This window comes from Roseburia hominis, assembly GCA_040702975.1.
Taxonomy (GTDB): domain Bacteria; phylum Bacillota; class Clostridia; order Lachnospirales; family Lachnospiraceae; genus Allocoprococcus; species Allocoprococcus hominis_A.
In genome coordinates this window covers 2,712,104-2,738,369 of record CP159990.1, presented here as the reverse complement: position 1 = coordinate 2,738,369, position 26,266 = coordinate 2,712,104, and the positions used below count along the sequence as shown (strand labels likewise).

At 49.1% G+C, this 26,266-nt stretch carries 23 protein-coding genes and 1 pseudogene; 23 read left to right on the top strand and 1 reads right to left on the bottom strand.

The window, feature by feature from the left end; genetic code table 11:
- Window positions 1–5: 5 nt before the first annotated feature.
- From ABXS75_12675 to alaS, 21 genes are all read left to right on the top strand, one after another.
- Window positions 6–578 (top strand): stage III sporulation protein AG, encoded by a 573-nt coding sequence (locus ABXS75_12675; GenBank protein ID XCP83922.1) that lies wholly within the window; start codon window positions 6–8, stop codon window positions 576–578.
- 26 nt (window positions 579–604) lie between these two features.
- On the top strand, window positions 605–1,246 hold the full coding sequence (locus tag ABXS75_12670; GenBank protein ID XCP83921.1) for a SpoIIIAH-like family protein: 642 nt from the start codon (window positions 605–607) through the stop codon (window positions 1,244–1,246).
- 155 nt (window positions 1,247–1,401) lie between these two features.
- Complete coding sequence (locus ABXS75_12665) at window positions 1,402–2,991, top strand: peptide chain release factor 3 (protein ID XCP83920.1); 1,590 nt, start codon at window positions 1,402–1,404, stop codon at window positions 2,989–2,991.
- Between the two features lie 130 nt (window positions 2,992–3,121).
- Window positions 3,122–3,505: an Asp23/Gls24 family envelope stress response protein gene (locus ABXS75_12660; protein XCP83919.1), complete on the top strand. Its 384-nt coding sequence runs from the start codon at window positions 3,122–3,124 to the stop codon at window positions 3,503–3,505.
- A 17-nt stretch (window positions 3,506–3,522) separates the two neighbouring features.
- Entirely contained in the window at window positions 3,523–3,918 is a 396-nt protein-coding gene (gene nusB, locus ABXS75_12655; protein XCP83918.1) for a transcription antitermination factor NusB, read from the top strand.
- 25 nt (window positions 3,919–3,943) lie between these two features.
- Entirely contained in the window at window positions 3,944–5,236 is a 1,293-nt protein-coding gene (gene xseA / locus ABXS75_12650) for an exodeoxyribonuclease VII large subunit (protein XCP83917.1), read from the top strand.
- Between the two features lie 28 nt (window positions 5,237–5,264).
- Window positions 5,265–5,501 (top strand): exodeoxyribonuclease VII small subunit, encoded by a 237-nt coding sequence (xseB, locus tag ABXS75_12645; GenBank protein ID XCP83916.1) that lies wholly within the window; start codon window positions 5,265–5,267, stop codon window positions 5,499–5,501.
- Window positions 5,491–6,381, top strand: coding sequence for a polyprenyl synthetase family protein (locus tag ABXS75_12640; protein XCP83915.1), 891 nt, complete (start codon window positions 5,491–5,493; stop codon window positions 6,379–6,381). The genes xseB and ABXS75_12640 overlap by 11 nt, the downstream gene beginning before the upstream one ends.
- Window positions 6,382–6,476: 95 nt before the next feature.
- Window positions 6,477–8,372 (top strand): 1-deoxy-D-xylulose-5-phosphate synthase, encoded by a 1,896-nt coding sequence (gene dxs, locus ABXS75_12635; protein XCP83914.1) that lies wholly within the window; start codon window positions 6,477–6,479, stop codon window positions 8,370–8,372.
- Between the two features lie 3 nt (window positions 8,373–8,375).
- The gene (locus tag ABXS75_12630; protein XCP83913.1) at window positions 8,376–9,185 is read left to right on the top strand and encodes a TlyA family RNA methyltransferase; all 810 of its coding nucleotides are present in this window, start codon (window positions 8,376–8,378) and stop codon (window positions 9,183–9,185) included.
- A gap of 26 nt (window positions 9,186–9,211) precedes the next feature.
- Window positions 9,212–10,021, top strand: coding sequence for an NAD(+)/NADH kinase (locus ABXS75_12625; GenBank protein XCP83912.1), 810 nt, complete (start codon window positions 9,212–9,214; stop codon window positions 10,019–10,021).
- Window positions 10,022–10,023: 2 nt separating this feature from the next.
- Window positions 10,024–10,476 (top strand): arginine repressor, encoded by a 453-nt coding sequence (gene argR / locus ABXS75_12620; GenBank protein XCP83911.1) that lies wholly within the window; start codon window positions 10,024–10,026, stop codon window positions 10,474–10,476.
- 11 nt (window positions 10,477–10,487) lie between these two features.
- On the top strand, window positions 10,488–12,161 hold the full coding sequence (gene recN, locus ABXS75_12615; GenBank protein XCP83910.1) for a DNA repair protein RecN: 1,674 nt from the start codon (window positions 10,488–10,490) through the stop codon (window positions 12,159–12,161).
- A 76-nt stretch (window positions 12,162–12,237) separates the two neighbouring features.
- Window positions 12,238–13,305, top strand: a complete 1,068-nt coding sequence (gene spoIVB, locus ABXS75_12610) for a SpoIVB peptidase (protein XCP83909.1) — start codon at window positions 12,238–12,240, stop codon at window positions 13,303–13,305.
- A gap of 122 nt (window positions 13,306–13,427) precedes the next feature.
- Window positions 13,428–14,219 (top strand): sporulation transcription factor Spo0A, encoded by a 792-nt coding sequence (gene spo0A / locus ABXS75_12605; protein XCP83908.1) that lies wholly within the window; start codon window positions 13,428–13,430, stop codon window positions 14,217–14,219.
- Between the two features lie 69 nt (window positions 14,220–14,288).
- The gene (glgA, locus tag ABXS75_12600; GenBank protein XCP83907.1) at window positions 14,289–15,725 is read left to right on the top strand and encodes a glycogen synthase GlgA; all 1,437 of its coding nucleotides are present in this window, start codon (window positions 14,289–14,291) and stop codon (window positions 15,723–15,725) included.
- Window positions 15,726–16,008: 283 nt separating this feature from the next.
- Window positions 16,009–16,875, top strand: coding sequence for a methylenetetrahydrofolate reductase [NAD(P)H] (metF, locus tag ABXS75_12595; GenBank protein ID XCP83906.1), 867 nt, complete (start codon window positions 16,009–16,011; stop codon window positions 16,873–16,875).
- A gap of 16 nt (window positions 16,876–16,891) precedes the next feature.
- On the top strand, window positions 16,892–17,575 hold the full coding sequence (locus ABXS75_12590) for a vitamin B12 dependent-methionine synthase activation domain-containing protein (GenBank protein ID XCP83905.1): 684 nt from the start codon (window positions 16,892–16,894) through the stop codon (window positions 17,573–17,575).
- 15 nt (window positions 17,576–17,590) lie between these two features.
- A complete protein-coding gene (locus ABXS75_12585) occupies window positions 17,591–20,035 on the top strand; it encodes a homocysteine S-methyltransferase family protein (GenBank protein XCP83904.1) in 2,445 nt (814 codons plus the stop codon).
- Between the two features lie 81 nt (window positions 20,036–20,116).
- Entirely contained in the window at window positions 20,117–20,251 is a 135-nt protein-coding gene (locus tag ABXS75_12580) for a hypothetical protein (GenBank protein ID XCP83903.1), read from the top strand.
- Between the two features lie 281 nt (window positions 20,252–20,532).
- Window positions 20,533–23,172 (top strand): alanine--tRNA ligase, encoded by a 2,640-nt coding sequence (alaS, locus tag ABXS75_12575; protein XCP83902.1) that lies wholly within the window; start codon window positions 20,533–20,535, stop codon window positions 23,170–23,172.
- 238 nt (window positions 23,173–23,410) lie between these two features.
- On the opposite strand, the gene ABXS75_12570 is transcribed toward alaS, so the two are convergent.
- The gene (locus ABXS75_12570; GenBank protein XCP83901.1) at window positions 23,411–25,186 is read right to left on the bottom strand and encodes an IS1634 family transposase; all 1,776 of its coding nucleotides are present in this window, start codon (window positions 25,184–25,186) and stop codon (window positions 23,411–23,413) included.
- A gap of 136 nt (window positions 25,187–25,322) precedes the next feature.
- Here ABXS75_12570 and ABXS75_12565 point away from each other — a divergent pair.
- A pseudogene (locus tag ABXS75_12565) lies at window positions 25,323–25,826 on the top strand (DHHA1 domain-containing protein).
- Between the two features lie 228 nt (window positions 25,827–26,054).
- Complete coding sequence (rpsU, locus tag ABXS75_12560; GenBank protein XCP83900.1) at window positions 26,055–26,231, top strand: 30S ribosomal protein S21; 177 nt, start codon at window positions 26,055–26,057, stop codon at window positions 26,229–26,231.
- Window positions 26,232–26,266 lie beyond the last annotated feature (35 nt).

The window sequence follows — 26,266 nt, the reverse complement described above, 5'->3', positions numbered from 1 at the left end:
CCGGGATGGAAGAAAAATGGAATGGGAAGCAGATATGGAGGGAGATCAAAGGACGGAAGAATTCCTGGCTGATTCTTCTCCTTGTAGGCGTACTTCTGGTGGTGATCGCCCTTCCCACTTCGGAAAGGAAGGAGGAGGGGACAAAAGAAGAGGGGGAGGAGAGATTGGCTCTGGAGGGACAGTGGCAGGAGGATTCCTATGAGCAACAGCTGGAAACCCGGCTGGAACAGACACTTGCCAAGGTGAGAGGTGTGGGAAAGAATTCTGTCATGATCACGCTGTCATCTTCTGCGGAAAATGTGGTGGAAAAGGATCGCGAAATGACCAGCGAAAGTATAAAAGAGAGGGAAAGTACAGACACTTCTAAAAGAAGTACCTCCTCAGAAACTTCCGTATATACAGGGGGAACAGGAGAAGAGACGCCCTATGTGAGCAAACAGCTCTCGCCCAAGATCGAGGGAGTGCTGGTGGTAGCGGAAGGAGGAGACGACCCTGTGGTGGTGGAAAATATCACGGAGGCAGTTCAGGCATTATTTGGGGTAGACACGCATAAGATTAAAGTAATGAAGAGCAATTAAAAATATGTGAACCAGGAGGAAGGACGTTGAAACGAATTTTAAAGAAAAACCAGATTATTATTGCAGCGCTGGCAGTGATGATTGCAGTGGCGGGCTACCTGAATTACTCGGGAAAGATTTTCGGGGATAAAAAAGGGACGGAGGAGACCAGCTCCGAACTGGCGGGAAAAGAGCTTCTTGACATTTCTGATGAGGATGTAGCCGGAGCAGATCAGGATATCGCAAGCCTTGACGGGGAAGTGGAAGGAACTCCGGGCGAGGCCGTTCTTACCAGCAGTCAGGCAAGCGGAGTTGTGGCGCAGGCAAAGGTGAGCCGCGAGCAGGTGCGGGCGAAAAATAAAGAGACCCTGCAGGCGATCATAGATGATGAGAATATCAGTGAACAGCAGAAAAGCGACGCTATTGCCCAGATGGTAGCAATGACAGAAATGGCCGAAAAGGAGGTCGCCATTGAAACGATGCTGGCGAGCAAAGGATTCACGGAGGCGGTGGTAAGTTTAAGCGAAGAGGGGGCGGATGTCGTGGTGAACAGCGCAGATCTGTCCGACGCAAGGAGAGCGCAGATTGAGGATATCGTGACCAGGAAGGCGGGGGTGGACGCTTCCAATATCGTGATCATGCCGATACATACAGGAGAGAAGGCCGATACCGAAGAAGAAGCAAAATAAAGAGGAAAATATTTCTAAAAACATTTGCAGGATACCTATAAGCTATGTTAAACTTAAATATTGTTGAGAATACCGAGATGAACGTCCGCCGGACGTTCACTTAGGTATGCTTGGCAACTAAGATAAAAGAAAGATAGAAAAGGAATCTAAAGAATATGGCAGATTTTACGAATGAAATAAAAAAACGAAGAACATTTGCGATCATTTCCCATCCGGATGCCGGAAAGACGACGCTTACCGAGAAATTTCTGCTTTACGGAGGCGCGATCAACCAGGCAGGTTCGGTCAAAGGGAAAGCGACGGCAAAGCATGCGGTCTCTGACTGGATGGAGATCGAGAAGGAGAGAGGTATTTCCGTCACCTCGTCGGTGCTGCAGTTCGAGTATGGCGGATACTGTATCAATATTCTGGATACTCCGGGACATCAGGATTTCTCGGAGGATACCTACCGTACTTTGATGGCGGCCGATTCGGCTGTCATGGTCATTGACGGATCGAAAGGCGTGGAGGCGCAGACCAGGAAACTTTTCAAGGTCTGTGTCATGCGCCATATTCCTATTTTTACGTTTATTAATAAGATGGACAGGGAAGCGATGGATACGTTCGAGCTGCTGGACGATATTGAGAAGGAGCTGGGCATCGCAACCTGCCCGATCAACTGGCCGATCGGTTCCGGTAAGGCGTTTCGCGGCGTGTATGACCGGAATACCAGCGAACTTGAGATTTTCTCTGATACCAGGAAAGGAACTGCGGTGGGAGAGGTGAAGAAGGCTCCCATCGACAGCGACATGGCAAGGCAGATCGTAAGCGAAGAGCAGTATGAAAAGCTTCAGGAAGAAGTCGAGCTTCTGGACGGCGCAAGTGCCGAGTTCGATCAGGAACTGGTTAGCAAGGGAGAGCTGTCACCGGTATTTTTCGGCTCGGCTCTGACCAACTTCGGCGTGGAGACCTTCCTTCAGCATTTCCTCGCGATGACGACCTCGCCTCTTCCGAGAATGTCGGATCAGGGGCTCATTGATCCGATGAAGGAGAAGGATTTCTCTGCCTTTGTCTTTAAGATTCAGGCAAACATGAACAAGGCACATCGGGACAGGATCGCGTTTATGCGGATCTGTTCCGGTGAATTTGACGCGGGGATGGACGTGTTCCATATTCAGGGCGGAAAGAAGGTGCGCCTCTCCCAGCCGCAGCAGCTTATGGCGAGCGAGCGGAAGATAATCGATAAGGCGTACGGCGGTGACATTATCGGCGTGTTTGACCCGGGTATTTTCTCCATTGGAGACACCCTCACGAACTCACCGGTAAAATTTGCCTACGAAGGGATTCCCACCTTTGCGCCGGAGCATTTTGCCAGGGTGCGTCAGGTGGATACGATGAAGCGGAAACAGTTCATTAAGGGAATCAATCAGATCGCCCAGGAAGGTGCGATTCAGATCTTCCAGGAGTTCAATACCGGAATGGAAGAGATTATCGTGGGCGTGGTGGGCGTTCTGCAGTTTGACGTTCTGAAATACCGTCTGGAGAATGAATATAATGTAGAGATCCGGCTGGACAACCTGCCCTATGAGCATATCCGCTGGATCGAAAATGAAGAGATCGACATGGACAAGCTAAAAGGTACGTCTGATATGAAGAAGATCAAAGATCTGAAGGGACGTCCGCTGCTTCTGTTCGTGAACAGTTGGAGTATTCGTATGGTCCTGGAGCGAAATGAAGGCTTAAGGCTAAGTGAGTTCGGGCGTTAAAACAGTAAGGGATCGAACTGCTCCGGCTTTTTACAAAACGAATTATTTCCTTTCCATCTCAAAAGAAGTATGCTACAATACTCATAGGAATGTGCGGACGGCAGGTCCAAACAAAAAGGAGGAAGAAATCATGAGTAAGGAAGAAAGAAACACATATAAAATCGCAACTGATGAGAACTTAGGCGAGGTACAGATCGCAGATGAGGTCGTTGCGATCATTGCAGGGCTTGCGGCAATGGAAGTGGATGGTGTGTCCTCCATGGCAGGCAATGCTACCAGAGAACTGATCAGCAAATTAGGCATGAAGAGCCTTTCAAAAGGTGTCAAGGTAGATGTGCTGGAAGGGATTGTTACCGTATCTCTGGCACTCAACTTAAAATACGGGGAGAGCATCAAGGATACCACAATAAAAGTACAGGAAAAAGTAAAGGCAGCCATTGAGAATATGACCGGGCTTACCGTTGCGGACGTGAATATCCGTGTTGCCGGCGTGGATATGCCTGAAGAAGACTAGACGCAGGAAGTAGGATTATGGGAAGAAGCGAACTTAGAGAACACATTTTTAAGATCATTTTCGGCACGGCGTTCAGTGAGAAAGGCGAGATCGAGGAGCAGATGGAGCTTTATCTGGAACAGCTTGACGAGATTAAGGATACGGACAGGAACTATATTCTGAACAAGGCGAAGGCTGTGGCAGCGAAGATCGAAGAGATCGACGCGATGATCGCAGAGCACGCAGAGGGCTGGAAGGTCAGCCGTATGAATAAGGTGGATCTGTCCATTCTCCGGCTTGCCGTGTACGAGGTGAAATGGGACGACGATGTCCCGGTTAAGGTTGCCATCAATGAAGCGGTGGAGCTTGCGAAGAAATTCTCCGGTGACAGCGGTCCGGCTTTTGTGAATGGAATTCTGGGAAAGATGGTGTAGTTCCCACACCCGGGCAGGAGAGCAGATGCAGAATGTATATACCGTAAGGCAGGTCAATGCGTATGTGAAGAACATGTTTGCGCAGGACTTTATGCTGAATCGAATCTATGTAAAAGGCGAAGTGTCAAATTGTAAGTATCACACTTCGGGACATATATATTTTTCTTTGAAAGATGAGTCCGGAACGATTGCCTGTGTTATGTTTGCCGGGCAGCGCGGCGGGCTTTCTTTTCGTATGCGGGAAGGCCAGCAGGTGATCGTGCTGGGAAGTATCAGCGTCTACGAAAGGGACGGAAAATACCAGCTCTACGCGAAGGAAATCCGCCCCTACGGGGCCGGACTTCTGTATGAGAAGTTTCAGATGCTGAAGGCAGAGCTGGAAGAAATGGGCATGTTTGCCCCGGAATATAAAAAACAGATTCCGGCTTATGTAAGAACGGTCGGAGTGGTCACGGCGCCTACCGGAGCTGCGATCCGCGATATTATCAATATTACGCGCAGGAGAAATCCTTTTGTGCAGATTATTTTATATCCGGCTCTGGTCCAGGGCGAGGGAGCGGCGGCCAGCATCGTCCGCGGCATCCGTGCGTTGGAAGCAAAGGGCGTGGATGTGATGATTGTGGGACGAGGCGGCGGTTCTATTGAGGACCTTTGGGCTTTTAACGAGGAAGCGGTGGCAAGAGCCGTGTTTGACTCGACCGTTCCGATCATATCCGCCGTGGGACATGAGACCGACACGACGATCGTAGACTATGTGGCGGATCTGCGCGCACCGACGCCGTCCGCGGCGGCAGAGCTTGCAGTATATGAATACCGGGAAGTGGCCTCCCTCCTTCGGGGATACGCCGACCGCATGGAGCGCAGTATGGATGCACGGCTTCGTTTTTCCAGACTGCGGTTTGAAAAATATCGCGATAAACTTTCGTATTTAAGCCCTTCGGGAAAACTCAGAGAGTATCGCCAAAGGCTGGCCGATTATGAGGAACGGCTTCCCCAGTTGATGGATCAGAAACTGGAGCTTAAGAAAAAGGAGCAGGAGGAGTGCAAAAAGATTCTTTCGCTGCTCATGGATAGAAAGATAGAAGATAACAGGCATCGGCTTGCTATTTATATAGAAAGAATGCGGGGATTGTCTCCGCTCGCAAAGCTGAATCAGGGATTTTCTTATGTACAGGATCAACAAGGCAGGAATATAAGCAGTATCAGCCATGTGCAAAAAGAAGATACACTTGAAATTTATGTAAGAGACGGCAAGATCATAGCCGAGGTGAAGGAAACGCGGCAGACGAAAGGAAGCCTGGAAGGGCAGTCTGTTTAGAATACCCTGGCAGGAAAGGAGACAGAGTATGGAAGAAAAAGTTAGGGCCCGGGAAGAGGCAAAGGACCAGGAGAGTCTGGAGAGCCTTTTTGTAGGTTTGGATGATGTAGTGGAGAAACTGGAGCAGGGGGATACCTCCCTGGAAGAATCCTTCCGGCTCTATCAGGCAGGAATGGAAATGCTGAAGAAATGCAGCGAGAAGATCGACGCGGTGGAAAAACAGGTTTTGATCCTGGAGGAGAATGGAGAGACGCATGAATTTTAAAGAAGAACAGCAGAAGAAGGTACAGAATATAGAAGAAATCCTGAAAGAATACTTACCAAAACCGGAGGGATATCAGAAAGAGATCATGGAGGCGATGGAGTACAGCGTGATGGCAGGCGGAAAACGTCTGCGGCCGATGCTGATGCGCGAGACCTTTCGCTTATTCGGCGGGGAAGGACGAGTCGTGGAGCCGTTTATGGCGGCGGTGGAAATGATTCATACCTATTCGCTGGTGCATGACGATCTTCCGGCTATGGATAACGATGAATACCGCCGCGGCAGAAAAACGACGCACGTGGTGTATGGAGAGGCCATGGGCATTCTGGCGGGAGACGCGCTCCTTAACTATGCGTTTGAGACGGCAGTTAAGGCTTTTGAGATCGAACCAAAGGAGGGCCAAAGGATAAGCGCGGCGCTTAAGATCCTGGCCCAAAAGGCGGGCATTTTTGGAATGATCGGCGGTCAGGTCGTGGATGTAGCTTCCTGCGGAACAGGTCTTGATCAGAAAATGCTGGATTTTATCTATGAACTGAAGACCGGGGCTTTGATCGAATGTGCGATGATGGTCGGAGCTGTACTTGCGGGCGCCCGGGAAGAGGATGTGCGTAAGGTGGAGAAGATCGCTTCCGATGTGGGAATCGCGTTCCAGATTCAGGATGATATTCTTGATGTGACCAGTACCACCGAGGAACTGGGAAAACCGGTTCACAGTGATGAAAAGAATGAGAAAACGACCTATGTGACACTGAAAGGCCTGGAGGAAGCGGCGAAGGACGTGGAGAAGCTCTCAAAGGAGGCGCTCATGCTGCTGATGGATCTCCCCGGAGAGAATCCATTCCTTACGGAACTGATCCGGGAATTGATTCACAGAAGAAAATAAAGTGACGACCGAAGGCGGAGAATCCTGCGGAGCAAGATTCTTTATTGGAAGGGGTATCAAGTGTCTTTGGATTTTGGGGATAAAGAGGTGCAGATATGTATCTGGAACAGATTCAGAAAGCAAATGATATTAAATTTTTAGATGAAGATGAACTGGATGATCTGGCGGAGGAGATCCGTAATTTTTTGATAGAGAAGATCAGTCGGACAGGGGGGCATCTGGCCTCCAATCTGGGCGTGGTGGAGCTGACGATGGCGATGCACCTAAGCTTTACACTACCGGAGGATAAGATGATCTGGGATGTGGGGCATCAGTCCTACACACACAAACTTTTGACAGGGCGCCGGGAGGGCTTCGAGAGACTTCGCAAATACGGGGGAATGAGCGGATTTCCGAAGCGCAAGGAGAGCGACTGCGATGCCTTTGACACCGGACACAGTTCCACGTCGATCTCGGCGGGGCTGGGATATGTGCGCGCAAGAGACATTTTGAAGGACGATTATTATGTGGTCTCTGTGATCGGAGACGGCTCCCTGACCGGAGGAATGGCTTATGAGGCGCTGAACAATGCGGCGACCTTGAAAACCAATTTTATTATTGTACTGAATGATAACAATATGTCGATTTCCAGAAATGTAGGCGGCATGTCGCGGTATCTGGACGGGCTGCGCACGGCGCAGGCCTACGCCGATCTGAAAAATGCTGTGGAGCTGGCAGTGGGCAGTATCCCGCTGGGCGGAGAGAAGATGGTCAGACACCTGCGGCGGACCAAGAGCAGTATCAAGCAGTTGTTTGTGCCGGGTATGTTCTTTGAAGACATGGGGATCAAATATTTAGGCCCTGTGGACGGGCATAATCTAAAGGCACTGAACCGGGCGTTCAAAGAGGCAAAACGTGTGCACGGCCCGGTGCTTCTCCATGTGCTGACCACAAAAGGAAAGGGGTATTACCCCGCAGAGAACAATCCGGCAAAGTTCCACGGAACCGGGCCCTACGACATTGCAACAGGCGAGCCGGTGGGCGGAGACGGAAAGGATTCCTGGACGAAAGTATTTTCCAAAGTGATGCTGGATCTCGGAAAGAAGGACGAGAAGCTGACGGCGATCACGGCGGCGATGGAGGACGGAACGGGACTTTCCGCCTTCCATGCGGTATACCCGGAGAGGTTCTTTGATGTGGGAATCGCGGAAGGACATGGCGTGACCTTTGCAGCCGGACTTGCGGCGGCGGGAATGCACCCGGTATTTGCAGTATATTCCTCGTTCCTGCAAAGAGGGTTCGATCAGGTGATCCATGATGTCTGTCTTCAGAAGCTGCCGGTCGTATTTGCCATTGACAGGGCCGGGCTTGTGGGTGCCGACGGAGAGACGCACCAGGGTGTGTTCGATCTGTCCTATTTGTCCATGATTCCGAACATGACGGTCATGTCACCGAAAAATAAATGGGAATTTGCCGATATGCTGCGGTTCGCGGTAAGATTGGGCTCTCCGGTTGCCGTCCGCTATCCGAGGGGAACGGCCTATGACGGGTTCAAAGAGTTCAGGGCGTCTGTCGAGTACGGGAAGAGTGAAGTCATCTTTGACGAGGAGGGAATCGCCCTTTTAACGGTGGGTCATATGTTTGAGACCGGTGTTAAGGTCAGAGAAAATCTAAAAGAGATCGGGTATAACTGTACCCTGGTCAATGCACGGTTCGTAAAGCCGGTGGACGAAGGGATGCTTCTTCGTCTCGCGCGGGATCACCGGCTTATAGTCACCCTGGAGGAGAACGTACTTAGCGGCGGATTTGGCGAGAAGGTCCGGGAGATCGCAGAAAAGAAATGTCTGTCCTGCCGGGTGCTGAATATGGCGCTCCCGGACGATTATATTGAACATGGCAGCGTGGAGGCGCTTCGCCGGGAAGTGATGCTGGATGCGGATTCGATCACGACCCGCGTCGTAACGGAATATCTTTCCCGCAAATGTATAGAAGCTGGGGAAAAGAAGGAATAGAAGATGAAAGAAAGGTTAGATGTATTACTGGTAAAAAGAAATCTGGCCGCGTCAAGGGAAAAGGCGAAGGCAATCATCATGTCCGGAAATGTATTTGTGGACGGTCAGAGAGAGGATAAAGCAGGGACGGCTTTTGAGGATACGGTGCAGATCGAAGTCAGGGGACATGCGCTTCCCTATGTGAGCCGCGGCGGCTTGAAGCTGGAGAAAGCGATCCGTAATTTTGACCTGACGGTCGATCAGAAGGTGTGTACGGATGTGGGTTCCTCCACCGGCGGTTTTACGGATTGTATGCTGCAGAACGGCGCAAGAAAAGTGTTTGCCATCGATGTGGGGCGCGGCCAGCTTGACTGGAAGCTGCGTCAGGACGAGCGTGTGGTGTGTATGGAGAAAACGAATATCCGTTATGTGACGCCGGAGGATCTGGGCGAACCGATCGATTTCTCTTCCATAGACGTGTCCTTTATTTCGCTGACCAAGGTGCTGTTGCCTATCCGGAATTATCTGAAGGATGAAGGAGAAGTGGTGGCGCTCATCAAGCCGCAGTTCGAAGCGGGAAGAGAGAAGGTCGGGAAAAAAGGCGTGGTGTGGGAAAAGAGTACGCATATCGAGGTGATCGAAAAGGTGATAAACTACGCGCTCTCGATTGGTTTTTCCGTAAAAGCACTGGAATTTTCGCCGATCAAAGGCCCGGAAGGAAATATCGAATATCTGGTACATTTGAAAAAATGTGTGACGGGCTCGGCAGCTCTTGCGGAAGAGGTAAGTGCGTCAAAGGTGGCGGATGCCGCTTTTGAGACACTGGCAAAATAGGATTGCAGCAAAGGAACTAGGACAAGATGAATTATTTTTATATTATTACAAATAGTATGAAGGATACGGACTATGCGATTACGGACAGGATCATCACCTGTCTGGAAGCGCATGGAAAAAAGTGTTTTTTGTATGAGGGCGGGGAGGTGCCCGGACATATGGATTGCGCGCTGGTGCTCGGCGGAGACGGAACCTTTATTCAGGCTTCCCGGAAGCTGTTGGGAATGGACGTGCCGATGCTTGGTATCAACATGGGGACGCTGGGGTATCTGACTGAGGTGGAAGTGCAGAACGTGGAGAGTGCGATCGAACAGCTCATAGAGGGAAGATACGCCGTGGAAGAAAGAATGATGCTGTATGGTTCTGTAGCAGGCGGTACCAGCGATGTGGCGCTGAATGATATTGTGGTGGGGCGGAATGGGTCCCTCAAGATCCTACATTTCAATCTGTATGTCAATGGAGAATACTTGAATTCCTACCAGGCGGACGGCGTGGTCATCTCGACCCCGACCGGATCTACGGCGTACAATCTGTCGGCGGGGGGACCGATCGTGGAGCCGACGGCTTCCCTTATTCTGGTTACGCCGATCTGTTCTCACGCACTGAACTCCAGCAGTATTGTTTTTTCGGATCAGGATGAGATCGAAATCGAGATCGGTTCAAGGAGAGACGGGACGCCGGAGGAAGCGGCTATCACGTTTGACGGAACAGACATTACCACGATTCGCACCGGAGACAGAGTACGCGTCAAGAAATCGCGCGATACGGCAAAGATCATTAAACTCAGCAAGATCAGCTTCCTGGAGACCTTGCGTGAAAAGATGAAAGGAAATTAGAGATGAAAGGCAACCGACACGCAAAAATTGTAGAGTTGATCCATCAGTACCAGATTGAGACGCAGGAAGAGCTGGCCCAAAGGCTGGTGGAGGCAGGCTTCAAGGTGACGCAGGCGACGGTATCCAGGGACATCCGGGATCTGAAGCTGACGAAGGTACCTGCTGAAAATGGGAGACAAAAGTACGCGGTGCTTCAAAATGAGAAGAATGTACCGGAGGAAAAATATATCCGTATTTTAAAAGACGGTTTTATATCCATGGATATGGCGCAGAATATTCTGGTGATCAAGACGGTCTCCGGTATGGCTATGGCTGTGGCCGCAGCTCTGGACGCCATGCAGTGGGAAGAAATCGTGGGCTGCATCGCCGGAGATGATACCATTATGTGTGCGGTGCGTACTGTGGATGATACGATTCTTTTGATAGAGAAGATGAAGAAGCTATTGGGTGAATAGCAGGAGGAAGCATGTTACTGAATTTACATGTAAAAAATCTTGCGCTGATTGATGAGGCGGAAGTAGATTTTTCGGAAGGACTGAATATACTGACAGGCGAGACCGGAGCGGGAAAATCCATCGTGCTGGGAAGTGTGAACCTTGCCCTGGGAGGGCGGTACACAGCGGATTTGCTGCGAAAGGGAGAAAAAAGCGGTCTTGTGGAGCTGACTTTCGAGGTAAAGAGCGAGCAAACCAGAAAAAAACTGGAAACAATGGATATTTTTCCGGAAGATGGGCAGGTTATCATCAGCAGACGGTTGATGGAGGGAAGAAGTACGGCCCGCATTAACGGCGAGACGGTGACGGCGTCAAGGCTGAGAGCGGCGGCACAGGTGCTGATCGACATTCACGGACAGCATGAGCATCAATCCCTGCTCTACAAGAAGAATCATCTGACGATCCTGGACGCATTTGCACAGGAAGCTGCCCGAATCCGTGAGGAAGTAAAGGAAGCATACCGCATTTATCGTGCGGATAAAAAGGAACTGGAAGAAGCGGATACCGATGAATGTGAGCGCCAGAAGGAGATGGATTTTCTGGAATTTGAGATTCAGGAGATTCAAAACGCCGGACTTTCCGTCGCGGAGGAGGAAGAGATCGAAGAAACTTACCGTAAAATGACAAACGGGAAACAGATGGTGGAGAATCTGGAAGAAGCCTACGCGTATCTTGCAGGGGAGGAAAATGCAAGTGCGGCCGAGGCGGTGGGGCGTGCGGTTCGGTCGGTTGCAGAGATTCAGAGACTGGATGAAAGAGCAGGCGAACTCTATGGACAGCTCCTTGAGGTGGAAAGCCTGCTTAGCGATGTGGGACGGGAGCTGCGTGATTACACGGATTCCTTCTCTTTTTCACCGGAAACGTTCTATGAAGTAGAGACGCGGCTGAATGAAATAAATCGATTAAAGGCGAAATATGGAAATTCTGTCGAAGATATTTTGACATATCTCGACCAAAAGGAACAAAGATTGCAGGTCTTGAAGGATTATGACCAATATCTGGAAGGACTGAAAAAGAGGCTGCGCGATTCAGAAAGGCAGCTTGCAGAAAAATGCGCCGTCCTCAGTAGAATGCGGAAAGAACGCGCCCGAACGCTGGCAGAGCAGATCAAAGCGGCGCTTATGGACCTGAACTTTTTGGACGTACAGTTTGATATCGCTTTCGCAGACACGAAGGGATATACCCCGGAAGGGACGGATGAGGTGGAATTCATGATCTCCCTGAACCCCGGCCAGCCGCTTAAGCCTCTTGCTGAGGTGGCATCCGGCGGAGAACTTTCCAGGATCATGCTGGCTATCAAAGCGGTGCTGGCGGATAAGGATGAGATTGAGACGCTGATTTTTGATGAGATCGATGTGGGAATCAGCGGACGGACAGCCCAGAAGGTCTCCGAAAAAATGGGAGTGATCGGAAAGCGTCATCAGGTCATCTGCATCACGCATCTGGCGCAAATCGCAGCGATGGCGGATGCACATTTTGCGATTGAAAAACATGCGGAATCAGAAAAAACGACGACCAGCATACGAAAACTGGACGAGGAAGCTTCAGTGAGAGAGCTGGCGAGAATATTGGGTGGAGCGCAGATTACCGATAAGGTACTGGAAAATGCGAAAGAAATGAAAATTCTGGCATCCGGTTTAAAATAATCGAAATCTTCACATACTAGACAGGAATTGAATTCCTGTCTTTTTCTTTTGATTAGACGGGGAAAGGGGAGATACTATGGCAGTCAGGTGGTACAGACGTATGCTTATTATTTTGTTAGTGCTTACAATCACACTGGGCGGAGGGTATTGTTTCCTGGAACTGAAAAAAGAGGCTCTGGAGCAGGAGGTAAATGCTGCCACATCGTCCGGCGCTCTTTTGATTCCGGGGGGAATGCCGGTTGGAATCTACATGGAAACGGACGGTGTGATGGTTCTGGGAACCGAAGAGATAGAAAGTGCGGGCGGCGAAAGACGGGCGCCGTCCCGGCATCTTGTGAAGGATGGAGATTATATTGTCGGCGTCGATGATGAGAAGGTGGAGAACAAAAAGGAACTTATCGAAGTAGTACAAAATCTGTCGAAAAAGACGGTGATTCTGCACCTGAGAAGAAATGAAGAGTATATTGATGTTAAAGTATGGCCGGCCAGAGATGAGAATGGTTCATACAAGCTGGGGATTTGGGTCAGGGACAATGTGCAGGGGCTTGGGACGGTTACATTTTTAAATGCGAACAGCCGCTTTGGTGCGCTGGGACACGGAATCCACGATACGGATACCGGGAATCTGCTGGAAATGTCCGAGGGAACCCTGTATGAGACCAGTATCCAGAATATTAAAAAAGGCAAGAGCGGAAATCCGGGCGGTATGGAAGGAATTATCGTTTACAATCACTATAACGTTCTGGGAAGTATTTCTAAAAATACGGACTGTGGCATATTTGGAAAAATAGACCGGGTGGACCGGGTATTTCAAAACCAGGATGCAGTTCCCGCGGCCAAAGGAGAGGAGGTACACACAGGAAAAGCTGCCATACGCTGTGCAGTCAGCGGGGAGGTAGAAGAGTATGAAATTGAAATAACAAAAGTTGACTTAAGTCCGAGAGAGGTTAACAAGGGGATCGAGATTCGGGTAACGGACCCGGACCTGCTTGCGTTAACCGGGGGGATCGTGCAGGGAATGAGCGGGAGCCCGATTCTTCAGGACGGAAAACTTGCCGGCGCCGTCACACACGTTTTTGTACAGGATTCGACAAAAGGCTACGGCATTTTTATCGGAAATATGCTGGAGAATCTTGTCGAATAATCAGAACTAAAATGCTGTCAAATTGTTACGATACCGTTACCTTGAATCCACAATTTTGCAGAGCCTATAATGTTGCCCGTGACAACTCGGGAATGCAGGCTGGATGAAGGAGGGTATAGCTTATGGAGCAACTTAACGTAGCGATTGCCGACGATAACGAACGAATGCTGGAACTGCTGAGCGAAATCATTGCAAATGAAAAGGACTTAAAGCTGGTTGGAAAAGCGAAGAATGGAGAAGATATGTGTCATATTATCCGCGACGCCAAGCCGGATGTGGTCCTTTTGGATCTGATTATGCCGAAGATGGACGGGCTTAGTGTGATGGAGAGAGTACATGCGGATAAAACGATGAGAAAACAGCCGGAATTTATTGTGGTCACGGCAATCGGACAGGAGAGAATCACGGAAGATGCATTTGCAAAGGGAGCAGCTTATTATATACTAAAACCATTTAACAATGAGACAGTGCTGCAGAGAATCCGAAGCATTGGAAGAACGAAGGCTCCGGTGCCGCGGGCCGAGGAACCGGTGAGCATGAATGAGGAGGCGGAAACAAAAGAAGACCTGGAACACATGGTGACAGAGATGATTCATGAGATCGGGATTCCGGCGCATATCAAAGGATATCACTATCTGCGGGATGCGATCCTGATGGCCATTGACGATATGGACGTGCTGAATGCGATTACGAAGGTGCTTTATCCCACGGTAGCCAAAAAACATCAGACCACGTCCAGCAGAGTGGAGCGCGCGATCCGCCATGCGATTGAGGTGGCATGGAGCAGAGGAAAACTGGATACGCTGGAACAGCTTTTTGGTTACACGGTAAGCAACGGAAAAGGGAAACCGACCAATTCAGAATTTATAGCACTTGTGGCCGATACGATCAGATTACGGACAAAACGCAGATAATTCTTTTCAAAATGCAATTTATGCTGTATAATTATGAGAAAGCCATGAATGTGCAAGGAGGGCCGTATCATGAAAAAGATTTTATTTGTAACATCAGAGGCAGTGCCGTTTATAAAGACGGGAGGGCTTGCGGACGTAGCAGGTTCCCTGCCGAAGTATTTTGACCGTAAGAAGTATGACGTGCGCGTTATGCTGCCGAAATACATGTGCATGAAGGATGAGTGGAAGGATAAGCTCAGCTATAAGCTGCATTTTTACATGGATCTTAACTGGAGACAGCAGTATGTAGGGATTCTGGAACTGGAGCATGAAGGAATCACATTCTATTTCGTAGATAACGAGTATTATTTCAACGGATCAAAACCGTATGGTGATATTGCATATGATATCGAGAAATTTGCATTCTTCTCCAAAGCAGCGCTGAGTTCTCTGCCGCTTCTGGATTTCCGTCCGGATATTATCCACTGCCATGACTGGCAGACAGGACTCGTTCCGGTATTTTTGGATAACTTCCGTTACGGGAATGAATTCTTCCGCGGGATTAAGACGGTATTTACGATACATAACCTGAAGTTCCAGGGCGTTTGGGATAAGAAGACCATAAAAGATATTACAGGACTTCCGGAATACTATTTTGTACCGGATAAGCTGGAAGCATATAAAGATGCGAACTTCCTGAAAGGCGGTATTGTATACTCAGACCGTGTAACGACCGTTAGCGCAAGCTATGCGGAAGAGATCAAGACTCCGTTCTATGGAGAGAGACTTGACGGCCTTATGAACGCCAGATCGAACTGCCTGTCCGGTATCGTAAATGGTATCGACTACGAAGACTTTAACCCGGCGACCGATCCGCATATTGTGAGAACTTATTCTGTAGAGAATTTCCGAAAAGAGAAAGTGAAGAACAAGATCGCGCTTCAGGAAGAGTTGGGACTTGAAAAAGATCCGAAGAAGATGATGATCGGCGTTGTTTCCCGTCTGACAGACCAGAAGGGCTTCGATCTTGTGAATTATGTGATGGATGAACTGTGTCAGGACGCAGTACAGCTTGTTGTACTTGGTACAGGAGAAGAACAGTACGAGAACAGCTTCCGCTATTTTGCATGGAAGTATCCGGATAAGGTGGCGGCACTTATTTATTATTCCGAGCCGATGTCGCATAAGATTTATGCATCCTGCGACGCATTCCTGATGCCGTCTCTGTTTGAACCATGCGGACTTAGCCAGCTGATGAGTCTGCGCTATGGTACGGTACCGATCGTGCGTGAGACCGGCGGACTGAAAGATACGGTAGAGCCGTACAATGAGTATGAGAAGACCGGAACCGGATTCAGCTTCACCAATTACAATGCACATGAGATGCTGAACACGATTCGCTATGCGGAGCAGATCTACTATGACAAGAAACGCGATTGGAACAAGATTGTCGAACGCGGCATGCAGCAGGATTTCTCCTGGAAGAATTCCGCAAAATTGTACGAAGAATTGTATGAAAGCATGTAAGATTTTGTAAATACTTTGTATAGCGGGATAGTAGGAATTGGATTATACTTATTCTTATACATCGTGAATGTTAAGGAACATGCGAGGATGCGCGGTGTACACTGCTTGAAAGAGCAGTGTATGCCGCGTAATATATTACCAGGCATACTTAAGTGAAGGGCCGGCGGACTGCCGTGCATATAACGTACAAAGGAGATTTATGTTGATTGCCAGGCGTACTTAAGTGAAGGTTCGGTGGACCGTTAGCCCGGCAATAAGATAACATAAGAGAAGGAGCAGAATTATGCGGATTATTGACAGAATAAGAGAAGAGGGAGTACATATTTCATTTGAGATCTTTCCGCCGAAGACGGATGCCGGTTATGCATCTGTACTCGAGGCAACGGAGCAGATTGCCAAGCTAAAGCCGTCCTACATCAGCGTGACCTACGGGGCCGGCGGCGGTACGAGTAAGAATACGGTTAAGATCGCGTCGCATATTCAGAACGACTTAGGAGTTCCAAGTCTTGCGCATCTCACCTGTGCGTCTTCTACCAAAGAGGAGGTAGCAGCAGTCATCGGGCAGTTAAAGGAGAATGGAATCGAGAATATTCTCGCGCTGCGAGGCGATATCCCTAAAGATGCCCAGTTTCCGCTTCCGGACCAGTACCGGCATGCGTCAGAGCTGATACAGGATATCAAGGCGCAAGGTGATTTCTGCATCGGTGCGGCTTGCTATCCGGAGGGGCATGTGGAGTCGGAGCACAAGGACGAGGACATCCTGCATCTGAAAGAGAAGGTGGACTGCGGAGTGGATTTCCTCACGACACAGATGTTTTTTGACAACTCTATTTTATATAATTTCCTGTATCGGATTCGGGAGAAGGGAATCGTGGTTCCGGTCCTTCCGGGAATCATGCCGGTGACGAGCGGCAAGCAGATTGAGAGAATCTGCGCTTTATCCGGTACGGCCCTGCCCCGGCGTTTCCTCGATATCGTAGATCGTTTCGGAGATAATCCGGCGGCCATGACGCAGGCAGGCGTCGCCTATGCGACAGACCAGATCATTGACCTGATCGCAAATGGAATTCAGAATATCCATATTTACTCTATGAATAAACCGGAAGTTGCCTCTGCGATCATGCGGAATTTGTCAGAGATCGTGAAATAATAAAGAAGGTAGGATCATGACTGATTTAAGGACACGAGAAGCAATCCGCTACCTGGGTTATGGGAGAAGTGCGGTGGATGAGAACGTTCTGGCGCTGATCGCCGACTCCTTCCGGGAGCTGGATGGATGCGCCGTAGCGCGTTCGGTCTATCGCATTTTTGATCTGGAAGTTTGCCGCAGGGAGACGGGTGCGCATCAGCCTGAAAAAGAGGACGCAGGACGTCTCCAAATCGGAACGATGGTGGCAGAAAGCCGCAGCCTTACGCGGAATCTGCTGGGGTGCCGTGAAGTCGTCATATTCGGTGCCACATTAGGCCCGGCGGTGGACGTTCTGATCCGTCGTTATTCGCTCACTGAGATGGCAAGAGCGGTGGTGCTGCAGGCGTGTGCCGCTGCATTTTTAGAGGAATACTGCGACCAGATTCAGAAAGAAATCGGTGAAGTGCTGGCAAAAGAAGGAAAATATCTGCGTCCCCGGTTCAGCCCGGGATATGGCGATTTTGATATTCACCATCAGGAAGATATCCTTCGCATGCTGGATACCGCGAAGAAGATCGGGCTGACTATGACGGACAGCTATATGCTGACCCCGACCAAATCGGTCACGGCTTTGATCGGTATCAGTACCACGAAGGAGAATTGCCATATTAAGGGCTGTGAAGCCTGTGGGAAACAGGATTGTCCATACAGAAGAAAATAAAGGAGTTTTAGAGAGATGAAATTGACAGAACGGTTGGGAAAAGAACTTCTGTTTTTTGACGGAGGAATGGGGACACTTTTGCAGGAAAGAGGACTTTTGCCGGGTGAACTGCCGGAAGTCTGGAACATCGAGCACCCGGAGGCGATAGAGGAGATTCACCGTATGTATTATGAGGCGGGCAGCGACATGGTACTCACCAATACCTTTGGCGCCAATGCCTGTAAGTTCCATGACGCCAACTATACGCTGGAGGAGGTCATATGTAGTGCCGTGGCAAATGCGAGAAGAGCGCAGGAAAAAGCGGTAAAAGACGGGCGAAAGACCTATGTGGCCCTGGATATGGGACCGACCGGCAAGCTTCTTAAGCCCCTCGGGGATCTTGCCTTTGAGGAGGCTTACGCGGCGTTTCGGGAGGCCGCTATTCTGGGAGAAAAATACGGCGTGGATTTCGTCCATATTGAGACGATGAGCGATACGTATGAGGTGAAGGCGGCAGTTCTGGCAGTAAAAGAAAACACGGCGCTTCCTGTCTTTGCGACCATGATCTTTGACGAAAAAGGAAAGCTTCTGACGGGAGGAGACGTGCCTTCTGTCGTTGCGCTTCTGGAGGGATTACGAGTGGACGCGCTGGGAATCAACTGCGGCATGGGGCCGCAGCAGATGCTGCCGGTATTAAAAGAGCTGCGCCGGTATTCCTCCTTGCCTCTGATCGTGAAGCCGAACGCAGGACTTCCGGTGCAAAGAGACGGCCAGACCTGTTATGATGTTGAGCCGGAAGCCTTTGCACGTATCATGGAGCAAATTGTGGAGGAGGGCGCCTGCGTCATTGGCGGGTGCTGTGGAACCACGCCAGCGCATATCCGCGCGATGACGGAGCGGTGCCGGAAAAAAGAAGTGCTTCCGGTGACAAAAAAACAGGATACCATCGTATCCTCCTACGGCCAGGCGGTGCTTCTGGGCGAGAAGCCTGTGATCATCGGGGAGCGGATCAATCCCACCGGGAAGAAGAAATTCAAAGAAGCTCTGAAGAATCATGATATGGATTATATCCTGAAAGAGGGCATAGCGCAGCAGGAGAATGGCGCACATATTCTTGACGTAAATGTAGGACTGCCGGACATTGATGAGAAGGCGTTCATGCTGGACGTGGTGAAAGAATTGCAGAGCGTTTTAAGCCTGCCGCTTCAGATTGATACCGTGGACGCCGGGGCAATGGAGGCGGCTATGCGGATCTACAACGGCAAACCGATGCTGAATTCCGTCAGCGGAAAACAGGAATCCATGGACTTAGTCTTCCCGCTGATTAAGAAGTATGGCGGCGTGGTCGTGGGCCTGACCCTGGATGAAGGGGGAATTCCGCAGACGGCGGATGAGAGGGCGGCGATCGCCGGGAAGATCATAAAGGAAGCAGCAAAATACGGAATTGACAAAAAAGACATTGTGATCGATGTGCTCACGATGACCATCAGTTCAGAAAAAGACGGGGCAAAGGTGACGCTGGAAGCTCTTAAAAAGGTAAGAGAGCTCTATGGCGTGGCGACTGTTCTGGGAGTATCCAATATTTCCTTTGGCCTGCCGAGAAGACCGGTGGTGAACAGTCATTTCTATACGATGGCCCTGCATAACGGCCTTTCGGCAGGAATCATCAATCCGGGCTCGGAGGAGATGATGAAATCTTATGATGCCTATTGTGCATTGATGGGATACGATGAGAATTGCAGCGCCTATATTGAAAAATATGCAGCCATGCCTGTGCCTGCTCCGGTAAGTGTGCCGAATACGGCAAAATCTGCAAATAGCGGAAATGCGGCGCCGGGACAAAACGGCGGCACCATGACTTTAAAACATGCGATCGAGAAAGGCCTGAAAGAGGAGGCTCATCGGGTGACTACGGAGCTCATTATGGTGAGGGAGCCTCTGGACATCATTCAGGGAGAACTGATTCCGGCGCTCAATGTGGTGGGCGATGGATTTGAGAAGGGAACTGTTTTCCTTCCCCAGCTTCTGATGAGTGCGGATGCGGCGAAGATTGCATTTGCCGTGATCAAGGATGTTCTGGCGGATTGTGGCCAGGAGGAGGAAGCGAAAGAAAAGATCATTTTGGCGACGGTGAAGGGCGATATCCACGATATTGGCAAGAATATTGTCAAGGTCCTGCTGGAAAACTACGGGTTTGAGGTGTTGGATCTGGGAAAGGATGTGGCGCCGGAGCTGATCGTGGAAAAAGCGATCGCAGAAGATATCCGCCTGGTAGGACTTAGCGCGCTTATGACCACGACGGTTGTGAGTATGGAAGAGACGATCAGACAGTTAAGAGAAAAAAAGCCGGACTGCAAGGTCATGGTGGGTGGTGCGGTGTTAAATCAGGATTATGCGGATATGATCGGAGCCGATTTCTACGGAAAAGATGCAATGCAGTCTGTCCATTACGCCCAGGAATTGTTTTCTGAAAATAATTAATTTGAAATAATTCCTGTAGTATGTTATCATGGATATAGTTTATAAAAGTTGGGAAATACTAAATTTAGGAGGCGGATGGATATGGCATTTATTTCTACGTTCATTTCAATGATCATTAAGATGGTGATCGTTGCAGTTTTTGCATTTGCAGGAATTATGACGGGCAAAAAGCTCCGTGAGAATAAGAATGCGAAGAAGGCAGCGGAAGAAAAATAACATTGAGAAGAAAAAATGAGACAAGAGGTACTGTATGGGGCAGCACCTCTTTTTCTTGTTTTATAGGAATTTTTATTTCATAGGATTTTTTTTGCGCTTCATTGACAAATGTGCGGTTTCTAATTATAATTAAGCATTAGGCAAAGAAAGCAGATACAGACCTTAAAGTGATTGTTCGCACGCTGTGATTTTGCGAAGCACATTTGCTGTGAGAGGAGCAAATAGCAGCACTTTGAACATAAAGGTGTGAGAGCGATATATGCAAGGAGGATAATCAGACAATGAAAGCATACGGAGTAAATGAATTAAGACGGATGTTTCTTGAGTTCTTCGAGAGCAAAGAGCATCTGAAGATGAAGAGCTTTTCCCTGGTGCCGCACAACGATAACAGTCTTTTGCTGATCAATTCCGGTATGGCGCCGCTGAAGCCGTATTTTACCGGACAGGAGATCCCGCCGAGAAGACGTGTGACCACCTGCCAGAAGTGTATCCGTACAGGAGATATTGAGAATGTAGGTAAGACGGCCCGCCACGGCACGTTCTTCGAGATGCTGGGTAACTTCTCCTTTGGAGATTATTTTAAGAGAGAGGCAATCCACTGGTCCTGGGAATTTTTGACAGAGGTAGTAGGACTTGATCCGGATCGTCTGTATCCGTCTGTCTATGTAGATGATGATGAGGCATTTGAGATTTGGAATAAAGAGATCGGTATCGCGCCGGAGCGGATCTTCCGTTTTGGAAAAGAGGACAACTTCTGGGAGCATGGCTCAGGTCCTTGTGGTCCCTGCTCTGAGATTTACTATGACCGTGGAGAGAAATACGGCTGCGGAAAGCCGGATTGTACCGTAGGCTGCGAATGCGACCGGTATATGGAGATCTGGAATGATGTATTTACCCAGTTTGACAACGATGGACATGGCAATTATTCTGAATTGGAGCAGAAGAATATTGATACCGGTATGGGACTGGAACGTCTGGCATGTATCGTGCAGGATGTGGATTCCATGTTTGATATCGACACCCTGAAGGCACTCCGGGATCAGGTGTGCGAGATTGCAGGCGTGCAGTATAAGGAAAATGAGAACACGGACGTATCACTGCGCGTGATCACCGATCATATCCGTTCCGTTTCCTTTATGATTTCTGACGGTATTATGCCGTCCAACGAAGGACGCGGCTATGTTCTGCGCCGTCTGCTCAGACGTGCCTGCCGTCATGGAAGACTTCTGAATATTGAAGGCGGATTCCTCACGGATCTGGCAAAGACGGTGATCGCAGGCTCCAAGGACGGATATCCGGAGCTGGAGGAGAAACAGGATTTCATTCTGAACGTGATCCGCAAGGAAGAGGAGAAGTTCGACAAGACCATCGATCAGGGACTTGGCATTCTCTCCGAGATGAAAGAGAAGATGGTTTCCGAGGGCACGAAGACCCTGCCTGGTGCAGATGCATTCAAGCTGTATGATACCTATGGATTCCCACTTGATCTGACCAGAGAGATTCTGGAAGAGGAAGGCATGGATATCGACGAGGAAGGCTTCAAGGCTGCGATGGACGTACAGAGGGAGATGGCCAGAAATAAGCGCAAGGTCACCAATTATATGGGAGCCGATGTGACGGTATACGAGTCCATTGACCCGAGCATTACATCTGAATTTGTCGGCTACGACCATTTGACATATGATTCTAAGATTACGGTGCTGACCACGGAGGAAGAGGTGGTAGACGCCCTTGCCGATGGGGAGAAGGGAACTCTGTTCGTTGAGAAGACTCCGTTCTACGCTACCAGCGGCGGACAGGAGGCGGACACCGGCGTGATCTCCTGCGGCGACGGAGAATTCGTAGTGGAAGACACGGTAAAACTGATGGGCGGCAAGATTGGCCATATCGGCCATATGACCCGCGGCATGATGAAAACAGGGGATACCGTGACCTTGACGGTAAATAGTGAAAAGCGTGCGCTTTCTGCAAGAAACCACAGTGCAACGCATCTGCTGCAGAAGGCCCTCAGAACAGTTCTTGGAACACATGTAGAGCAGGCAGGCTCCAGTGTGAATGAGGACAGGCTGCGTTTCGACTTCTCGCATTTCTCCGCTATGACGCCGGAGGAACTGAAAAAAGTAGAAGATCTGGTAAATGACAGCATTTCCCGTTCCCTTGACGTTGTAATAAAGAATATGCCGATCGAGGAAGCGAGAAAGACAGGCGCTCAGGCCCTGTTCGGTGAGAAATATGGAGATATCGTCCGCGTAGTCAATATGGGGGATTACTCCATTGAGTTCTGTGGCGGTACACATGTTACCAATACCGGAGAGATCGGTGCGTTTAAGATCCTGTCCGAAAGTGGCGTGGCAGCCGGGGTGCGCCGTATCGAGGCCCTGACCTCCAAGGGACTTATGAACTATTATAGCGAGCTGGAGATGAAGCTCCATGAGGCAGCGAAGCTTGTGAAGGCGACGCCGGATAACCTGGCGGAGAAGATCAGTCATCTGCAGGCAGAGAATAAAGAGCTGCGCAGCGAGGTGGAGAGTCTTAAGAGCAAGCTGGCCAAAGATGCCATGGGCGATGTGATGAACCAGGTAGAGGAGGTTGGCGGCGTGAAGCTTCTGGCTGTCAGCGTGGAAGAGATGGATATGAACGGACTGCGTGATCTGGGAGATCAGCTTAAGGAGAAGCTGGGCGACGGCGTGGTCGTGATCGCATCCTGCACGGGCGGCAAGGTCAGCCTGATGGCAACTGCGACCGATGGAGCCATGAAGAAAGGAGCGCATGCAGGCAACCTGATCAAAGCAATCGCTTCCTGTGTAGGAGGTGGCGGCGGCGGACGCCCGAATATGGCTCAGGCCGGCGGCAAGAACCCGGCTGGAATCCCGGATGCACTGGCAAAAGTGAAAGAAGTACTGGCTTCTCAGATTCACTGATATCCGGAACGAAGCGGGAATGCGGGAGCCGTAAAACAAGGTTAATCTGCCGACTTTTAGGACGATCTGCGAACCGTGGACACAAATATTTCACAAAAGTGCGGGAAATTTCTAGAAAATTCTTGACGGAAGACAAAATTATGCTATAATCCCATCTTTGACAGTAAAAATCCGTAGATTGCTGTAAAATCAAGCTTTCTACGGATTTTTTTGTTGTTCAAAATGTAGCTATATATTATTACTTTTTCTTCTTTGAGGCTCGTATTATTTTCCTCATATTTACATCAGTTATGATTTGATAATCGGTACGGAATCCGGCTGTTTCGTGTAGTCTGTCCGTCAGATCCGTCCTTGTATAAACGGGTGTGTACCCCAGTTTCTCACCGGGGCGGGCCATCATCATGTTCTTTAAAGTATCTATGATTTCCTCACATGTATAGGCTTCTTTGAGTTCCTTTTCCAGAATCCTGTAGATAACAAGTGCTATAAAACAAGTGATGAAATGGGCACGGATATGGTCTTCTGTCTGAAGGTATACGGGGCGGGCCCTGAATTCCGTTTTCATGACCCGGAAACATTCTTCAATCTCCCAGCGCTTCTTGTTGATTCTTACGATCTCTTCTACACTCATATCATCCAGGTTCGTGCATACAGCATAGAAACCATCATAACGTTCTTCTTCCCGGATTGCATCTGTATTAAGATACACGATCTCTTCTGAGCAGACTTCTCCATCTTTGGTTGCTTTCTCTCTGGAGATAAATCTGTGCGGGTCATTCTGGTTCTTGGGACGCTGTTTATACTTCCCATCATTAATAAGCTGCTGTGCACGCTCGACCTGCCCGTTCCGGATCTTCCTCTGATAAGCTTTATATTTTGGAGAAAAAGAAACGACCAGATGTTGTTCTAATGGCTGGGCTCCTTTTTTGATCTTCCGTTGGGAGAGGTCCTCTTTGATCCAGCGATCCTTATAAAAAATGTTTTTATAATTCTTTGCTTCATCGATCTCGTTGAGATTAAAGGTTTCATCAGAACCTGGCAGGTGCCATCCGTCTGGATCAAGTGCAAAATCCTTGAGATAGTCAGGCAGCTGTTTTATGGATTGTATGGTAATAAAACTACGGAGCTGTACACCATTAATCTTTCTGTCATTGAACTTCCGGTTTGTCTTGGAAGAAAGCCCTGCATCTGTACAGACGATGATCTGGTCAAGTCCGTAATCGCGGAGTACTTTTTGCTCCAGTGGTTTCAAAGTGGGCTGTTCATTTTTGTTTCCGGGATAAATATCGAAGGCCAGCGGAATGCCGTCGTGATCCATGAACAGTCCCATACCAACGATAGGGAGGGGCTGGTGCTGTTTGGATTTTCCATAGCGGCGCAGATCATCTGCCTCTTCAATCTCAAAGAAGTAATTCGTACAGTCATAATAAAGGACATCTTTCCTGCGTTCGCAGACCTTCTGGCTGTTTTTATAAAGCTGTGCCTGTATAAGATCATTTTCTTCCGAAAGGACAGAAAGGGTCCTGTAGATGTCATGCAGTTCGAATGTGGGCTGCTCAATAAATTTCGTGGCCTGTCTGTTGGAGGACAGTTTTGAAGATGGATAAAGAATTCTTGTATAAATAAGCTTCGAAAGGACATCATTCAAATCATAAGCAAAAGAATGACGGGAGGAAATATCCCTGCATATTTTGTCCAGCCCCAAACTATAATAAATGTTCTGCAGGAAGAGATAACCGCAGTTAAAAAGCTTCTGTTCATTTTTCTTCAGGAGCTTTGAAGGAGAATAGCTGATAAGGATTTCTTTGTTCTCATCATACTCTTTGCGATTTAATTCATTGACATACTCCTGTGCCCATACATAGGGATCCTTACCACCGGCTTTTGCGGTGACTTCTGTCAGGTTGCCAAGTTTTTCAACTGTGACAGTGGTCACACGGCCATCTGGTTTTCGGATTGTTTTCTGTACATAAAAGGATGCAGAATTTTTCGATTTGCTTACTGTAAGTTTCATGGCAAACACCTCCTAATCCTTATTATACCACATATAGCTACAAATAGCCACAACAAAACGAATAAGATTTGACAAAAAAATACAGGCTTTATGGGGCCTGCAAGTACTTTTTCCATTATTTAACTGTCAAACTCCCGAGATGAAGCTCCATGAGGCAGCGAAGCTTGTGAAGGCGACGCCGGATAACCTGGCGGAGAAGATCAGTCATCTGCAGGCAGAGAATAAAGAGCTGCGCAGCGAGGTGGAGAGTCTTAAGAGCAAGCTGGCCAAAGATGCCATGGGCGATGTGATGAACCAGGTAGAGGAGGTTGGCGGCGTGAAGCTTCTGGCTGTCAGCGTGGAAGAGATGGATATGAACGGACTGCGTGATCTGGGAGATCAGCTTAAGGAGAAGCTGGGCGACGGCGTGGTCGTGATCGCATCCTGCACGGGCGGCAAGGTCAGCCTGATGGCAACTGCGACCGATGGAGCCATGAAGAAAGGAGCGCATGCAGGCAACCTGATCAAAGCAATCGCTTCCTGTGTAGGAGGTGGCGGCGGCGGACGCCCGAATATGGCTCAGGCCGGCGGCAAGAACCCGGCTGGAATCCCGGATGCACTGGCAAAAGTGAAAGAAGTACTGGCTTCTCAGATTCACTGATATCCGGAACGAAGCGGGAATGCGGGAGCCGTAAAACAAGGTTAATCTGCCGACTTTTAGGACGATCTGCGAACCGTGGACACAAATATTTCACAAAAGTGCGGGAAATTTCTAGAAAATTCTTGACGGAAGACAAAATTATGCTATAATCTATGTAGTGCAATAAAAATACCCGAACAGTCGTATGATGCACAATACCAGACTGGAGGGGAGGTTAGGTGTGAGACTATGTCAAATGTAATCGTTAAAGAAAACGAGACGTTGGACAGCGCTTTACGCAGATTCAAAAGAAACTGCGCAAAGGCAGGAATTCAGCAGGAGATTCGTAAGAGAGAGCATTACGAAAAACCAAGCGTAAGACGTAAAAAGAAATCCGAAGCTGCCAGAAAACGTAAATATAACTAATATGTGCAGAATAATGGAGTGTTTATCTCGGTAAA

Coding starts and splice junctions, on each gene's coding strand:
- ABXS75_12675 (XCP83922.1), top strand. CDS start 6: ATGGAAGAAAAATGGAATGGGAAGCAGATATGGAGGGAGATCAAAGGA.
- ABXS75_12665 (XCP83920.1), top strand. CDS start 1,402: ATGGCAGATTTTACGAATGAAATAAAAAAACGAAGAACATTTGCGATC.
- ABXS75_12660 (XCP83919.1), top strand. CDS start 3,122: ATGAGTAAGGAAGAAAGAAACACATATAAAATCGCAACTGATGAGAAC.
- nusB (XCP83918.1), top strand. CDS start 3,523: ATGGGAAGAAGCGAACTTAGAGAACACATTTTTAAGATCATTTTCGGC.
- xseA (XCP83917.1), top strand. CDS start 3,944: ATGCAGAATGTATATACCGTAAGGCAGGTCAATGCGTATGTGAAGAAC.
- xseB (XCP83916.1), top strand. CDS start 5,265: ATGGAAGAAAAAGTTAGGGCCCGGGAAGAGGCAAAGGACCAGGAGAGT.
- ABXS75_12640 (XCP83915.1), top strand. CDS start 5,491: ATGAATTTTAAAGAAGAACAGCAGAAGAAGGTACAGAATATAGAAGAA.
- dxs (XCP83914.1), top strand. CDS start 6,477: ATGTATCTGGAACAGATTCAGAAAGCAAATGATATTAAATTTTTAGAT.
- ABXS75_12630 (XCP83913.1), top strand. CDS start 8,376: ATGAAAGAAAGGTTAGATGTATTACTGGTAAAAAGAAATCTGGCCGCG.
- ABXS75_12625 (XCP83912.1), top strand. CDS start 9,212: ATGAATTATTTTTATATTATTACAAATAGTATGAAGGATACGGACTAT.
- argR (XCP83911.1), top strand. CDS start 10,024: ATGAAAGGCAACCGACACGCAAAAATTGTAGAGTTGATCCATCAGTAC.
- recN (XCP83910.1), top strand. CDS start 10,488: ATGTTACTGAATTTACATGTAAAAAATCTTGCGCTGATTGATGAGGCG.
- spoIVB (XCP83909.1), top strand. CDS start 12,238: ATGGCAGTCAGGTGGTACAGACGTATGCTTATTATTTTGTTAGTGCTT.
- spo0A (XCP83908.1), top strand. CDS start 13,428: ATGGAGCAACTTAACGTAGCGATTGCCGACGATAACGAACGAATGCTG.
- glgA (XCP83907.1), top strand. CDS start 14,289: ATGAAAAAGATTTTATTTGTAACATCAGAGGCAGTGCCGTTTATAAAG.
- metF (XCP83906.1), top strand. CDS start 16,009: ATGCGGATTATTGACAGAATAAGAGAAGAGGGAGTACATATTTCATTT.
- ABXS75_12590 (XCP83905.1), top strand. CDS start 16,892: ATGACTGATTTAAGGACACGAGAAGCAATCCGCTACCTGGGTTATGGG.
- ABXS75_12585 (XCP83904.1), top strand. CDS start 17,591: ATGAAATTGACAGAACGGTTGGGAAAAGAACTTCTGTTTTTTGACGGA.
- ABXS75_12580 (XCP83903.1), top strand. CDS start 20,117: ATGGCATTTATTTCTACGTTCATTTCAATGATCATTAAGATGGTGATC.
- alaS (XCP83902.1), top strand. CDS start 20,533: ATGAAAGCATACGGAGTAAATGAATTAAGACGGATGTTTCTTGAGTTC.
- ABXS75_12570 (XCP83901.1), bottom strand. CDS start 25,186: ATGAAACTTACAGTAAGCAAATCGAAAAATTCTGCATCCTTTTATGTA.
- rpsU (XCP83900.1), top strand. CDS start 26,055: ATGTCAAATGTAATCGTTAAAGAAAACGAGACGTTGGACAGCGCTTTA.